The sequence below is a fragment of the Nocardia aurea genome (assembly GCF_003123685.1).
Taxonomy (GTDB): domain Bacteria; phylum Actinomycetota; class Actinomycetes; order Mycobacteriales; family Mycobacteriaceae; genus Nocardia; species Nocardia aurea.
The window spans coordinates 64,552-78,245 of record NZ_QCYJ01000175.1 but is presented as its reverse complement, the minus strand read 5'-3'; the positions used below and the strand labels follow the sequence as shown (position 1 = coordinate 78,245).

Below are 13,694 nucleotides of genomic sequence, written 5' to 3'. Positions count from 1 at the left end.
CCGTACCTATCGGGTAGGTGGCAGCGGGAGGGGTATGGACAACGGGCCGAGCGGGGTGGGCGAGGCGGTCCGGTCGGCGGGTTCGCCCGGTGGCGGTCCGTTCGGAATCTGCTCTCCCAGCGGTCGCGGCGCGTTGCGCGCGCCACGCACGAGGATCGACGGGTCGTCGTCGGGGCAGAACGTGTACAGGTACGGCTCCGAGTAGTCGGCGATCGCGGGCGCCCGACGCGGCAGTTCGTACTGGCAGGTGGCCCGTGGATACAGGTTGACCAGTCCCCACAGGCCGCCGTCGTGCATCACCGTGACCAGCGCGTCCAAGGTGGACCCGCCGCGCATGGTCGGGAAGAAGAACTCCTGCAACGCCGGAACGCGCGAATTCGTCAGCTGCGCGACCGTGGACAGATTCGTCAGCAACCCGACGACCTCGGCGGAATTGTCCGACAGCACCGCGTCCAGCGCGGCGAGTGTGCCGGGCGCGGCACCGAGCAGATCCACGAAACCGCCCGTCTTCGCCTCGACGCCGCGCATGAATTCGGCGGCGTCACGAGAGAACGTCGTCAGACCCGCCGAACCGTCGCCGAGGGTGGCCAGCACCGTCTTGCTGTCACGCAGCAGGGCGACCGTCTGCGGGAGCACCGAATCCAATGTCGACACCAGGAAGATGCCGCCGTCGATGATGTCGGTGAGTTTACGCGGACCGTCCGGGCCGACGCCGAGTTCGTCCACCACGGCCGCCAGTTGCGCCGGATCGACCTGTGCCAGCGTGGAATCCAGTTTGCCGAGCATCTGCCACAGCGGTACCGGCGCCGAGGTCCGGTCGATGGCGATCTCCGCGCCGTCCACCAGGAACGGACCGTCGTCGCGAGCGGGGCGGAAATCGAGGTACTGCTCCCCCGCCGTCGACAGGCTCGTCACGTCGACGGTGCCGTCGGCGGGAACCCGCACCTCGGCGTCGATGGTCGCGACGGCGACCACCCCCGTCGGCGTGAAATCGACCGATCTCACCTCACCGATCGGCACCCCGCGCAATGTCACGTCCTGACCGGCGAGCAGTCCGCCGGACTGTTCCAGTTGCACGCGCACGGTGTAGGTGGCGGCCGTCGGATCGACGCCGAGTGCCCCGAACACGAGGTACGTCGCGCCGAGGACCGCGGTGACGCCCAGCGCCACCGCCGACAGCGTCAGCCGGTAGGGCCGTCCGCCCCGGACCGCGCCGACCACGATCCGGGCCGGAGCGTCGGCGACCGTCGCGGCGAATCCGCCGAATCCGCCGCTCATCGGCCCGCTCCGAAGACGCGATCACGCAGTTTCAACAGGGTGTAGGTCAGCGTGCCGACCAGCGCCTGCCAATCGCTCGCGTCCGGAAGGCGGTTGCCAGGATCCGCGGAGTGGTTGACATCGGGCAGGGCGCCCACCGCGAAGTCGGCGAGGTCGACATTGCCGTGCGCCGAGGTGCCGCTGGTCAATTTCAGGATGGTGGGCAGCATCGCGTTCATCGCGGCGAGGCTGGCGTCGGGACTGGTCGCGGCGTTGTTCAACTGCTCGGCCAGTTCGTCGAGATTCGCGATCAGGCCGCCGGTCTCACCTCCCTGCACCACCGGGAATTTCGCCAGCTGGGTACTGAGGTTCTCCACCTGTCGCACCAGAGCGAGGGCCTGCTGGGAACTCGCGTCGACGGTGCCGAGCGCCGGGCCCGCCGCGCCGACGAATTCGTCGATCACTCCGCGCTGGGCGGCCAATTCGGCGACCAGCCTGTTGGTTTCGGCCAGCGCGACGCGGATGTCCTCGGAACGGGCGGCAAGCGCCCCGACCATGGCTGTCGACTGGTCGAGCAGCGTGCCGAGATGATCGCCCCGATCCCCCACCGAGCGCCCGAGGCCGTTGACGACCGAGGTCAGGTTCCTGATCGCCCCGCCGTTGACCAGTAGCGAGGCCGTCGTCAGCAATTCCTCCACGGTCGCCGCCGCCGAGGTGGCCGGGATCGGGATGGTGTCGCCGTCGCGCATCGCCGCGGTGGCGGGTGCGGCGTCCGCGGGCGCGGCGAGCGCGACGTAGACATCGCCGAGCGGTGTCGCGGTGCGCAATTCGGCCCTGGTGCCGATCGGCAGCGTGACACCCTCCCTGATACGCATGGTCACCGACGCGGTGTAGTCCGACACCGACATGTCGGAGACTTCCCCGACATCTGCGCCCGCGAGCCGGACCTTCGCCTTCGTCGGCAGGTTCAGCGCGTTGGCGAAACTCGCGTGGATGGTGTAGCTGTCACCGCCGACGCCGGGCGTGGTCAGCGGCAGATCCCCGAGTCCCATCCCGCATCCGGAGGTGGTCACCACGAGGCCGAAGGTGATCCCGAGAAGTGGATATCGTCGTCTCATCCGGGCAGCCTCGTCATCGCTTCCAGCATGTCGGTGATCCCGAAGTCCGGGCCGAAGTCCTGCAAAGTGCCCGTACTGCACCCCAATTGGCGCAGACCGAGGATATTGCACACTTCCTTGATCATCTGCCCGTCGAAGAAGACCCGTTCCAGCAGCGCGTGGATACGGACACCGCCGTTGGGCTGATCCACCGCGTTGTAGCCGTTGGCCATCAGCAGCGGTGTCACGTCCAGGAATTCGGCGAGCTGATCGCGATAGTCGGCCAGCGTTCGCATCACCGTATTCGTGTCGGCGACGGTGGTACGCAGGGCCTCGCGGTTCGCGGTGAGCAGATCGTCGGCCTGGCGCATCAGGGCGTTGATCTGCGCGCCCGTCGTGCCCGCGCCGATGTCGAGCTGGGTGAGCATATCGCCCAATTGCACCGAGGCGGCGCCGAAATCGCGGATCAGCCCGTCGTTGGCGGCGGCCGCCGACACCAGCGCCGACAGTTCGTCGACGATCTGGGTGACCGTATCCCTGGTCTCGGCGCCCGCGTCCTCACCCAGGCGCAGCGCGCGCGCCACTTCGTCCATGGTCGCGCGCAATTCGTCGCCGTTGCCGGTGGTTGCCGAAGTGGCGACCGCGAGCAGGCGCGCGATCGGGCCGTCGCCGCTCTGCTCGCCCTCCAGCCCGTCCGACATTCGGTCGGCCATCGAGATCAGCCGGTCGACGCCGACGGGGGTGCGGGTCTTGTCCGGTGCCAGCCGGGCGCCGTCGCGCATCACCTCACCGCCCCGGTAGACGGGGGTGAACTCCACGTGGCGGTCGGTGAGGACCGATGTCGACAGTGTCACCGCGGTCGCGTCGGCGGGAATCTTCACCTTTCCCTCGATGCGCATGGTCACCTCGACATGGGTTCCCCTCGGGGCGATCTCGGTCACCTCGCCCACCGGCATGCCGAGTACCGCGACGGCGTTGCCGACGTAGAGTCCCGCGGCGTTGTCGAATCGGGCGACGACGGTGATGTCGTCACCGCCCGAGGTCAGCGGACCGCCCGCGCAGCCGACGACCGCGCACACCGCGACCGCGACGGCCGCGCGCAGCACCATGGTCATTCTTCTCATTCGCAGTCCTCGAAATACGGCGGCAGGTTCGCCTGGTCGGCCCGCCCGCTGATCGCGCACATCCACGAGTCGACGAGCACCCCGCCCGGCGCGTCGAAATCGACGGAGTTGCCGTTGCCTGCGGAATTGGCGAGATTGCGGACCGCGACGGGCAGGATCTCCAAGGTGTTGCGCAGCAGGTCGTCGTGTCGGGCGAGACTGCCGAGCAGGTCGTTGAGCCCGTCGAGCATCTCGTCGACTTTCGGGCGGTCGTCGACGACGATCTGCCTGATCTGCTCGACCAGTCGCGTCGTCGCCGACATCAGCAGTTCGATGGCCCCGCGCCGGGAGGTGATGTCGCGCAACAGATCACGGCCCACCGTGACGATGGTCGCCACGTCGCCCTTTTGACTGTTCACGACCGAGGTCAGCTCGCGCACCCCCGACAGCAGCGAGCCGAGTTCGTCGCGGCGACTGCCGAGGATATTCGCCAGCGCGCGGATATTGGTCAGCACACCGGGGAGCACGGCGGGCACGCCGTCGAGTTGGGTGGCCAGCGCGTCGAGCGAGGTGCCGATCTGTTTCGCGTCGATCTGCTCGAAGGTGGTGGTGGCATTCTCCAGCGCCGCCTGGAGATCGTAGGGAACGGCGGTGTGCGAGAGCCGGATTCGGTGATCGGCGACCTCGCCGCCGCCCGCGGGCAGCAGTTCGAGGTAGCGCGCGCCGAGCAGGGTGGTCAGTTTGATAGCGGCGGTGGTCTCGGCTCCCAGGTGCACGTCGTTGTCGACGCGGAAGGTGACCAGCACCCGATCTCCGGTCAATTCCTGCCCGGTGACCGCCCCGACCTGCACCCCCGCGACGGTGACCCCGTCGCCGACGCGCAGACCGGCCGCCTGGGCGAATTCGGCGTCGTAACTGCGTTCGCCGATACCGATCGAGCTGAATCCCACCGTGGCCGCGAGGACGCCGACGAGCACGATCAGCGCGACCAGTCCGAGCATGCGCGAATTCCGCGATTCGAGCGGTTGCCGCAGCGCCACGAGCATGCGACCGGAACGAGAGGACGGTGTCGACATGGCACTCACCTGCACATCGGCGATTGTTCGACGGTTCCGGACGGCGTCGCCATTCTGATGATGGCGGGTATCAGGTCCGACAGGGCGGGCACGGCGGTGAAATTGAGATTGCACAGGTAGACATTCATATTGGCGCCCTCCTGGCTGATCCTGGCCATACCTTTGAGCAGCGCGGGCAGATTGAATCCGAGATAGGCGAACTGATCCTTGTTCTCCTCGAAATGCCGGGTGAACCCCGGTTCCCTGCTGAGCATCCGATCCAGGGCCGGACGGTCCTGTTCGACGATCGTCGCCATCCGTCCCGCCACCACCGAGGTGTCGGTGAGGGTGGTGAGGAATTCCTCCCGGTGACGCGCCAGACCCTCCACGATCGATCGGGTGCTGGTGATCAGCGTGCCGAGATCGCCGCGCCGCACGGCGATACTCTGGACCACCTGGTTGAGATTGGTGATGACCGATCCGAGTATCTGATCGGGTCCGGCCAGTGACTGCGCCAGCGTCGACATCTGCTCGATCAGCACGGTCAGCGAACCCGCGTCGCCCTGAAGCGCGGTGACCAGCGCGGCGGTCAGATTGTCGACCTGGTGCGGGTCGAGCCCGCCGAACAACGGCTCGAAACCGTTGAGCAGCGCGGACAGATCGAAGGACGGTTCGGTGTGCTCCACCGGGAGTTGCGCGCCGCCCGGCAGTTCTCCCGGCTGTCCGAAATCGCCGCGCGACAGTCCGAGGTAGCGCTGACCGATCACGTTCTGATAGGTGATCGCGGCCTTGGTGTCGCCGTAGAGCTTCTGGCGTTCCTGGACCCGGAAGCCGACCCTGGCACGAATTCCGTCGAGTTCGATGGTGTCGACGCGCCCCACCCTGACCCCGGCCATCCGCACGTCGTCACCGACGCGCAGCCCGGTCACATCGGTGAAGATCGCCGAATACGACCGGGTCGAGCCGTCGACACCGCGGTGCAACGTCACGAAGGTCATCCAGATGAGGGCGAAGGCGACGACGAGGAAAAGACTCAGTCCGATCGCCGACCGGCGGTAGTTCATCGGGGGGCACCTCCTGTTTCCGGCGTTGCGACGGTGAGCAGCGGAGCCAGCACGGCCTCGGCGGCATTGGCCTCACCGGCCAGCACCCGGCCGATGAGATCGAGCAGTTCGGGACCGAGTACCGGTCGTGGCATAGAGCGCGGGTCGAGTACCGCGGGTAGCGGCGCCACCGTCGCCTCGGTGGGGGCGGTCAGGCAGCTCGCGCCGGCGAGGTCCCCGTAGCGTGGGCAGTCCGCGCGGGTGTACGGGGTGTCGGGCGTCATGCGGATCTGGAATTTGCCGGTTCCGTTCTGCGATTCCTCGTTCCAGAATTCGGCGAACCAGACATCGGACAGCTTCTTGATGCGACCGACGATCGGCCCGAAACTCGAACTGCCCGCGGAGAATACGTCGAGGACCGGGGTCAGCTGATCGGTCGCGGTGACGAGTTCGTCGACGTGGTGGTCCATTCCCGTCCCGACCGTGGACAGGGTGGCGGTACCCGCGGTCAGCAGGTCGAGTAGTTCACCCTCGCGCTCCACCACGGTGCGCATGGGGATCACGGCGTGGTGCAGGACATCGAGCAGATCCGGTGCGGCGGTGGCCAAGCCCTGGACGGACTCGGTCAGCGCCGACATGGCGGACGGTTGCCCCGGCGGCGCGATCTGCGCGCCGAGTTCCCTGGTGATGCGGTCGAGTTGAGCGCCGGCGCGCACCAGATCCGCGCCACGCCGGTCGGTCGCCTTGGCCACCGCGGCGAGCACGCCGACGGTGTCACTGGTCCCGATCCTGGCGGTGGCGGCCACGATATCGCGCAACTTGGTCAGCGCGGTCTGCAATTGCACCGTCGACAGACTCTGGTCCTGGGCGATCTCGGCGCCCGCGCGCAACCCCGGCCCCGGCCCGTTGTCGACCAACTGCACCGAGGACACCGCGAAGATATTGCTCGGCACCACGCGCGCGGTGACCGAGTTCGGGATGCTCGGCAACGATCCCGGATCCAGTTGCAGGCGAACGTGACTCGCACCGCCGTCGACGGCGGGAACCACCTCGGCGACGGTGCCGACGAGCACACCGCGGAATTTCACGTCCGAATCGGGCGGCAGTCCGTCACCCACTTCGTCGAGCAGGGCGACGATCTGCGCCTTCGATTCGAAGGTTCCGGTCGATTTCATGAACACCAACCCGAGACCGACTGCGATGACCACGGCGAAAATAGCTCCGCGCAGCAGCAGCGCGCGCCCGGACGGTCCGCGCCCGTCCTTGTCGAACAGCACCGACATCGGCTCAACCTCCCAGCCGCGCGCTGGCCCCGATACCCCAGAGGGCAATGGTGAGCAGCAGATTGACGACGATCATGACCGAGATCGCGGCGCGCATGGCACGCCCCGCGGCGATTCCGACACCCTGCGGTCCGCCCGCGGCGTAGAAGCCGTAGTAGCACTGGATGGTGGTCGTCAGGATCACGAAGACCACGGCCTTGAGCAGCGAGTAGACGATATCGGGCCCGTTGAGCACGAGTTGGAAATAGTGGTGATAGGTGCCGACGGACAGCCCGCCGGAGGCCGCGACCACGAATTCCACGGCGAGATAGTTGACTGCCAGACAGACCAGATACAGCGGCACGATGGCGACCACCGAGGCCAGCAATTTGGTGCTGACCAGATAGGGAATGGACCGAATGGCCATCGACTCCATCGCGTCGATCTCCTCGGCGATACCCATCGCGCCCAATTGCGCGGTGAATCGGCATCCCGCCTGCGCGGCGAAAGCCAGCGATGCCATGATCGGGGCCAATTCCCGGGTCGACGCGGTGGACGCGACCAATCCGATAGCGGGTTCCATTCCGAGCAGATGCAGCGCGTTGTACCCCTCGAGTCCGACGATCGCGCCACCTGCCGCACCGAGCACGATGATGACGCCGGCGGTACCGCCGCCGACGACAATCGAGCCATTTCCCCATGCGATATCCGACAGCGTTCTCATGAACTCTGTTCGATAATGCCGCAACATCACCGGAATCGCTGCGGCGGCGCGGAAGAAAAAGGTGATCATATGGCCCAGCCGCATGAATGCGGTGCCGATGGATCGTGCATATCCGATGAGCAGACGGGTGCCCGGCGGATGATAGGTCGCGGCCATTACAAACCCTGCCTGGGAAACAGCATCATGAACAACTGGGTGAACAGCACGTTGACGATCATCAGCAAAAGGATCGAGGACACGACGGTGGAATTCACCGAATTCGCGACACCGGCCGGGCCGCCCTTGGTGGTGAGACCTTTGTGGCAGGCGACCACGGCGACGATGGCGCCGTAGACCACGGCCTTGATCAACGTCAGCACCATGTCGCCGACCGTGGCGAAGGACGCGAAAGTCACCACGAAGCTACCGGGCGCACCGCCCTGGGCGAAGACGTTGAACGCGTAGCCCGCGACGAATCCGACGAAGCACACGACTCCGGTCAGGGATACCCCGATCAGGATCGCGGCCGCGAAACGGGGCACGACCAGGCGCCGGATCACCGACAATCCCATGATCTCCATCGCGTCGAGCTCCTCGCGGATCTTGCGGGAGCCCAGATCGGCGCAGATGGCCGAGCCGACGGCGGCGGCCATCAGCAGCGCAGCGACCATCGGCGCGCCCTGCCGGATCACGGCGAGCCCGCTGGCCGCGCCCGCCAACGACGTCGCGCCGACCTGTCCGGCCAGCAATCCGAATTGAATGGACAGCGTGACGCCGATCGGCAAGGCGACGAATATCGTCGGCAGGACCGCCGCCGAAGCCATGAACGCGGCCTGCTGGACACATTCCCGGAACGGGAGACGTCCGGTCGCGATATCGATCAGCAGATACTGCACGGTGCGCACGCCGAGCAGGAATTGACCGCCGACAGTTTCGAGCGCCACGGCCGGATGCCGTTCCAGATAGCCACGGAACCAGGCGAGGATTTCACGGCTCGCCGACATCTTCGCGGGTGTCGGTCCCTCGGATTTCGCAGACAGGACAGGTTCGGGTGCGGCGCGGAAACGGTTCGTCATGGTCTGAACGTCTCCATTCGAGTAGGGGTGATCCGCGAATTCGCTGCACCGAGTGTGCTGGTGCCCGCACGGTCGCGTCAATAGTGGATCCATAAATTATCAGATTTGGATTCCGGACACTTCTCGCGGAAATGCCGAATAACCCGTCCGACTTCGGACGAGTATTTCGCATCAAGCGCGACGAATATTCGCCACGCGAGATTAAATAGTATCGAGCCTATTTTTAAGACCTGCCGGAGCGGCCGATCGAGCCGATATCCCTCCGATCACTGCCGCACCGCGGGGTGACACCCCGGGATATCACCGCGAGGGTTCGCCGGTAAAACGGCGACCGAGCCCATCGCACCGGCGAGCCGAACGCGACCGGCGTGGTGCGCGAGCGCGTCGCGCGATCATCACCGCGACGCCTGCCGCGCGGCACGACAGGGCTCACCGCCGATGCCCGTTGCCGCACTCGACGCCCGACAGCGGCCGGCGACGAACGCGCCCCGACGACGGGGGGACCGCGATGTGACGACACGGGCACGTTCCGCCCACTTCCGCTGTTCGACACCGCGCTACCCCGACCTTCTGTCTGTTCGCTTCCACACCACGGGCGCTCGCAGGCCGCACCGAATCGACCCCCTCGGGGATTCCCGATCCGTCGGCCGTCCCGCCGGCCACCTTCTTGGGCAACTATACAGTAGGTGTTACAGTTAATCGCACAACAAACGTCCGGTCGGGCTGTGCGCGGACCATCGGGCGGGACGACGCGGCCCGGGCACGGCGAACAGGCGGCGGCGGAGCGACATGCTCACCGACGCCGCGGCGGACTCTCGGCCGCAATCCCCGCGAACCGCCGATTCGCCCCGAATCATCCCGCTCGGCAGTATGATTCGTAGATACCGCTCTGTATTCAGGAGGTCGCCGTGGCCACGTCGAAGAAGCGGGATCGCACCGCGCCCATCGCCGGACTCGGCCCGCACACCGTCGAAACCTTGATCGACGCGGGCGAGACGCTGGCCCGCCGGGTCCGCCACGAGACCCTGCACAGCCCGCGCCCGGTGTTCCTCTATTACATCGCCCAGACCTTCGACACCTTGACCGCGAAACTGTCGGCGGGCAAACGTCCGCGACCCGCGACACCCGCCCACCAGTTGTGCCTGCACCTGATGATCGCGGTACTCGAGGAGCGGGAGCCTGGCGATTCCGTTCTCGCACAGGTCCGCTCGACGCTGATGCCGGAAGGCACCCACGAATCACTCGCCGCGATCGGCCGAATCCCGCTGCGCCCGGACCGCTCCTTCGATTTCGTCGCCCTCGGCGACACCCTGTACGGCCACGGCATGGGCGCGTTCTTCGCCCCGTTCGAGTCCGACGACTTGGTCGCCTAGGCGGTTTCGACACCTCGGCGCCCCGAGGTGGAACGGGTCTGCGGTATCGAATAGGTATGCGCGACAACCGCGATGGTCCCGGCGTTCCCGACACCGGGACTGGCAGCTCTCCGGCATGCGCAGGTCGGTAGGTGAACCCACCGGGTACGCCTCACTTCGTCGCCGGACCCGTGTCCTTTCGAGGCCGGCGACCCGCCGTTACCCGCGCTCCCCCGGCCCGTCGGCCACTTCGCGGGAGGCTTGCCGCCGAGCCGGATGCGCCAGACCCGCGAAGAGCAGGTCCAGCAGCCCCTCGGCGCTGCGGTATCCGGTCGGCGGGCGACCCGCCAGCGCGCGATAGAGCAGCGTGCCGATCACCGCGTCGGCCGCGGCGTCCAGATCCGCGTCGGCGCGGATCTGGCCCCTCTCCACGCCCGCGGCCATCCGCCGGATCAGGTGATCGCGGCTCGGACCGGTCAGTTCGCCGTAGAGTCGCTCCGCGTCGGCGGCGCTGTCGGCGGCGGCAGCGGCGAGCCCGCGAACCATCGCGACGGAGGCGGCGTCGTCCATCCGCTGGAACTGCCGATCCAGCCAGGCGCGCAGATCGGCTTCGACATCGCCCGAATCGGGCGGGACGCCACCGCTGGTGTCGAGGTAGCCGGACAGGACCGCTTCGGCGACGACCGCCGCCTTGGAAGGCCACCAGCGGTAGACCGTCTGCTTGCCGACGCCCGCGCCCGCCGCGATCGCCTCCATCGTCATCTGTTCGTAGCCGACAGATCCCAGCAGGTCACGGGCGGTTTCCAGAATCGCGCCGTGGGCGCGCGCGCTGCGCGGCCGACCTCGCTGCGTACCCGACATGTCTCGAAACCTTAGGGGACGCCCATACTGCCATTACGATACGATTCGTCTCGTAATACCGGATAGGAGTCCCCGTGGACAGAGATGTAGCGGTTGTCATCGGCATCGGCGGCATGGGCCGGGCAATCGCCGGTCGCATCGGCAGCGGGCGTTCGATACTGCTCGCCGATTTCGACGAAGCCGCGCTGACGGCCGTCGCCGCACAACTGCGCGATGCCGGACATCTGGTCACCGCGCGCGTGGTCGATGTGGCCGATCAGGACTCGGTGCGATCCCTCGCCGACGCCGCCGCCGCGCTCGGCCCGGTCACCCACCTCGCCCACACGGCGGGACTCTCGCCGACGCAGGCCACGGCCGAGCGGATCCTGCGGGTGGATCTCGCCGGCGTCGCCTACGTGCTCGACGAATTCGCCCGGGTGATCGCTCCCGGCGGGGCCGGGGTGGTCGTCGCGAGCATGGCGGCGCACATGTCGGGCGCGCATTTCGCCGAACACGACCGCGCGCTGGCGGCCACCCCGGCCGCGCGACTGCTGGCGCTGCCCTTCCTGTCCTCCGATGAGCTGAGCCATCCGACCGTGGCCTACGCACTCGCCAAGCACGCCAATGTCCTCAGAGTCCAGGCCGCGGCGGGCGCGTGGGGCACGCGCGGCGCCCGCGTCAACTCGATCAGTCCCGGCATCATCTCCACGCCGATGGGTCAGCAGGAACTCGACGGGGCGACCGGCGAGCATATGCGCGCTATGGTGCAGATGTCGGCTACCGGCCGCCTCGGCACCCCGGACGATATCGCCGCGGCGACGGCGTTCCTGCTCGATCCGCAGACGAGTTTCGTCACCGGGACGGATCTGCTCGTCGACGGCGGCGTGGTCGCGGCGGCCCGCGCGCTCGCGCCCGCGGAGTAGAGCGCGCACCGCGCGGGAAGGACATGCGACGACGATGTCGGATCACGCTTTTCACCCCGGACTGCCCCTGGCGCGGTTCATGCCCCGCGATGTGATTCGCCCGCGCACCTTGAAGGTGACTCGCGCACTCGCGAAACTGGCCCTCGGCGGGCCGCTGTCCGGCGCGACGACCGCGCGGGTCGACGCGGAGGTCTCGGTGCGCGTCTTCCGACCCGAGGCCACGCGATCGGCGACCTCGGGCGCACCGGGACTGCTGTTCATCCATGGCGGCGGATACGTACTCGGGTCCGCCGCCATGGGCGACGATCTCTGCCGACGGGCCGCCCGACGCCTCGGGGCGGTCGCCGCCTCGGTGGAATACCGGCTCGCCCCGGAGCATCCCTACCCCACTCCTTTGGAGGACTGTTACGCGGGATTGCGTTGGCTGGCAGCACAACCCGATGTCGATCCGGACCGGATCGCGATCGTCGGAGAGAGCGCGGGCGGTGGCCTCGCCGCCGCGCTCGCCCTGCTCGCCGCCGAACGCGGCGAGATCCGTCCGGCGTTCCAGGCACTGTCGTATCCGATGCTCGACGACAGAACGACGAGACGCACCGATATCGATGACAGCACCCTGCGCCTGTGGAGCCGGAGCAACAACAGTTTCGGTTGGCGCTCCTATCTCGGCGCCGCGACGACCGGCGAGGTACCGGCACTGGCCGCGCCCGCCCGATACGACGATCTGTCCGCATCGCCGCCCGCGTGGATCGGCGTCGGCACCAATGATCTGTTCCACGACGAGGACGTCGCCTACGCGCGCCGGCTGAGCGACGCCGGAATCGCCTGCACCCTCGATATCGTGCCCGGTGCGTACCACGGCTTCGACCTGGTCGAGCGGCGCTCGTCCGTCACCCGGGATTTCTCCTGCAGGCGCATGGCGGCACTCGCGATCGCCCTCGGTGACGGCGACCGCACCGTCGCCTGATCCCCCGAAGGCGCCGCCGAATCTCGGCGGCGACTTTCTATTGACTCGATTCAATGACATCTGTCAGTATATTCACTACCGCTCGCGGCCGGAGGCTCTTATCCGACAGCGAGATCAGCAGGTGGAGAACAGATTCCGCGCCGTAATGGCTCCTCGCTGTCTACCTTCATTGACAAATGTCAATGGCGTCCGTAAGAAGTCGAGCCATGAGCGAAATCCAGGACAGGCCACGGGGGCGCGAAGCCCAGCGCTTGCAGACTCGCCAGCGCGTGCTCGACGCCGCCGTCGCCGAGTTCAAGGAGACCGGAATGGCCGAGGCCGACGTGGGCGCGATCGTCGAATCCGCCGGGGTGGCGCGCGGCACCTTCTACTTCCACTTCCCGACCAAAGAACATGTACTGCTCGAGCTGGAGGCTCGGGAGGAAGCCAGGATCGCCCGGCAGCTGACCCGCTTCCTCGCCGAACCGCGCGACCTGCCCTCGGCCCTGTCGAAGACGATCCAGCTGGTCGCGGCACTGGAAGGCAGGCTCGGCAGCTTGCTGTTCAAAGACCTTCTGGCCGTGCACTTCTCACCGACGAGACCGTTGACCGACGAGTGGATGGAACATCGCGTCATCGTGCTGGTCGTGCGGATACTGGAGAACGCGCGCGACGCGGGTGAGGCCGAACTCGCGGTCGACCCCTACCACAGCGCGGTGTTCTTCCTACTCGGTCTCTACGCCCTGCTGACCACGACGACCAGCACGAAACAGTTGCGTGACGTGGCGCTCGACAGCTACCTGACCACCGTGCTGCGCAGTCTGGAGCCGCGATGAGTACGGCGCCACCATCAGCCGACCGATGCCCGGCATCGGCGCACCGAAGGATACGGAGATACGGGTATGTGGCAAGACATCTTTCGCCTGGCGGTCGCGTGGGGCGCCGTCATCGGAATCATCGCCTTCTGGTACTGGGTGATGAAGAATATCGGGACCTTCTGATCGTGGGCGCATCAGACGATCGTCGACGTCCGCGCGGTG

General features: G+C 67.3%; 13 protein-coding genes. 4 read left to right on the top strand and 9 right to left on the bottom strand.

The window, feature by feature from the left end:
* Positions 1-6: 6 nt before the first annotated feature.
* The 8 genes from DAT37_RS42940 to DAT37_RS42905 are packed head-to-tail and all read right to left on the bottom strand — an operon-like array spanning position 7 to position 8,524.
* The gene (locus DAT37_RS42940; protein WP_109530719.1) at positions 7-1,278 is read right to left on the bottom strand and encodes an MlaD family protein; all 1,272 of its coding nucleotides are present in this window, start codon (positions 1,276-1,278) and stop codon (positions 7-9) included.
* The gene (locus DAT37_RS42935) at positions 1,275-2,375 is read right to left on the bottom strand and encodes an MlaD family protein (protein ID WP_109530718.1); all 1,101 of its coding nucleotides are present in this window, start codon (positions 2,373-2,375) and stop codon (positions 1,275-1,277) included. The genes DAT37_RS42940 and DAT37_RS42935 overlap by 4 nt, the downstream gene beginning before the upstream one ends.
* Entirely contained in the window at positions 2,372-3,478 is a 1,107-nt protein-coding gene (locus DAT37_RS42930; RefSeq protein WP_232840345.1) for an MCE family protein, read from the bottom strand. Before DAT37_RS42930 ends, DAT37_RS42935 begins: the two co-directional genes overlap by 4 nt.
* Positions 3,475-4,533, bottom strand: coding sequence for an MCE family protein (locus DAT37_RS42925; protein WP_232840344.1), 1,059 nt, complete (start codon positions 4,531-4,533; stop codon positions 3,475-3,477). Before DAT37_RS42925 ends, DAT37_RS42930 begins: the two co-directional genes overlap by 4 nt.
* 5 nt (positions 4,534-4,538) lie before the next feature.
* Positions 4,539-5,576 carry an MlaD family protein gene (locus DAT37_RS42920; protein ID WP_109530715.1) on the bottom strand — a complete coding sequence of 346 codons (1,038 nt, stop codon included), beginning with the start codon at positions 5,574-5,576 and terminating at the stop codon, positions 4,539-4,541.
* A complete protein-coding gene (locus DAT37_RS42915; RefSeq protein ID WP_109530714.1) occupies positions 5,573-6,838 on the bottom strand; it encodes an MlaD family protein in 1,266 nt (421 codons plus the stop codon). Before DAT37_RS42915 ends, DAT37_RS42920 begins: the two co-directional genes overlap by 4 nt.
* 4 nt (positions 6,839-6,842) lie before the next feature.
* Positions 6,843-7,697, bottom strand: coding sequence for an ABC transporter permease (locus DAT37_RS42910; RefSeq protein WP_109530713.1), 855 nt, complete (start codon positions 7,695-7,697; stop codon positions 6,843-6,845).
* Positions 7,697-8,524 carry an MlaE family ABC transporter permease gene (locus DAT37_RS42905; RefSeq protein ID WP_109530820.1) on the bottom strand — a complete coding sequence of 276 codons (828 nt, stop codon included), beginning with the start codon at positions 8,522-8,524 and terminating at the stop codon, positions 7,697-7,699. Before DAT37_RS42905 ends, DAT37_RS42910 begins: the two co-directional genes overlap by 1 nt.
* A 980-nt stretch (positions 8,525-9,504) precedes the next feature.
* Between DAT37_RS42905 and DAT37_RS42900 the strand changes: the two genes are divergently transcribed.
* Positions 9,505-9,969 carry a hypothetical protein gene (locus DAT37_RS42900; RefSeq protein WP_109530712.1) on the top strand — a complete coding sequence of 155 codons (465 nt, stop codon included), beginning with the start codon at positions 9,505-9,507 and terminating at the stop codon, positions 9,967-9,969.
* Between the two features lie 198 nt (positions 9,970-10,167).
* On the opposite strand, the gene DAT37_RS42895 is transcribed toward DAT37_RS42900, so the two are convergent.
* Positions 10,168-10,809, bottom strand: coding sequence for a TetR/AcrR family transcriptional regulator (locus DAT37_RS42895; protein ID WP_109530711.1), 642 nt, complete (start codon positions 10,807-10,809; stop codon positions 10,168-10,170).
* Between the two features lie 74 nt (positions 10,810-10,883).
* Between DAT37_RS42895 and DAT37_RS42890 the strand changes: the two genes are divergently transcribed.
* From DAT37_RS42890 to DAT37_RS42880, 3 genes are all read left to right on the top strand, one after another.
* Positions 10,884-11,711, top strand: a complete 828-nt coding sequence (locus DAT37_RS42890) for an SDR family oxidoreductase (protein WP_109530710.1) — start codon at positions 10,884-10,886, stop codon at positions 11,709-11,711.
* A 34-nt stretch (positions 11,712-11,745) separates the two neighbouring features.
* Positions 11,746-12,675, top strand: coding sequence for an alpha/beta hydrolase (locus DAT37_RS42885; protein WP_109530709.1), 930 nt, complete (start codon positions 11,746-11,748; stop codon positions 12,673-12,675).
* 206 nt (positions 12,676-12,881) lie between these two features.
* On the top strand, positions 12,882-13,490 hold the full coding sequence (locus DAT37_RS42880; protein WP_109530708.1) for a TetR/AcrR family transcriptional regulator: 609 nt from the start codon (positions 12,882-12,884) through the stop codon (positions 13,488-13,490).
* Positions 13,491-13,694: the final 204 nt, after the last annotated feature.

Coding starts and splice junctions, on each gene's coding strand:
- DAT37_RS42940 (WP_109530719.1), bottom strand. CDS start 1,278: ATGAGCGGCGGATTCGGCGGATTCGCCGCGACGGTCGCCGACGCTCCG.
- DAT37_RS42895 (WP_109530711.1), bottom strand. CDS start 10,809: ATGTCGGGTACGCAGCGAGGTCGGCCGCGCAGCGCGCGCGCCCACGGC.
- DAT37_RS42915 (WP_109530714.1), bottom strand. CDS start 6,838: ATGTCGGTGCTGTTCGACAAGGACGGGCGCGGACCGTCCGGGCGCGCG.
- DAT37_RS42910 (WP_109530713.1), bottom strand. CDS start 7,697: ATGGCCGCGACCTATCATCCGCCGGGCACCCGTCTGCTCATCGGATAT.
- DAT37_RS42920 (WP_109530715.1), bottom strand. CDS start 5,576: ATGAACTACCGCCGGTCGGCGATCGGACTGAGTCTTTTCCTCGTCGTC.
- DAT37_RS42930 (WP_232840345.1), bottom strand. CDS start 3,478: ATGAGAAGAATGACCATGGTGCTGCGCGCGGCCGTCGCGGTCGCGGTG.
- DAT37_RS42925 (WP_232840344.1), bottom strand. CDS start 4,533: ATGTCGACACCGTCCTCTCGTTCCGGTCGCATGCTCGTGGCGCTGCGG.
- DAT37_RS42880 (WP_109530708.1), top strand. CDS start 12,882: ATGAGCGAAATCCAGGACAGGCCACGGGGGCGCGAAGCCCAGCGCTTG.
- DAT37_RS42935 (WP_109530718.1), bottom strand. CDS start 2,375: ATGAGACGACGATATCCACTTCTCGGGATCACCTTCGGCCTCGTGGTG.
- DAT37_RS42905 (WP_109530820.1), bottom strand. CDS start 8,524: ATGTCGGCGAGCCGTGAAATCCTCGCCTGGTTCCGTGGCTATCTGGAA.
- DAT37_RS42885 (WP_109530709.1), top strand. CDS start 11,746: ATGTCGGATCACGCTTTTCACCCCGGACTGCCCCTGGCGCGGTTCATG.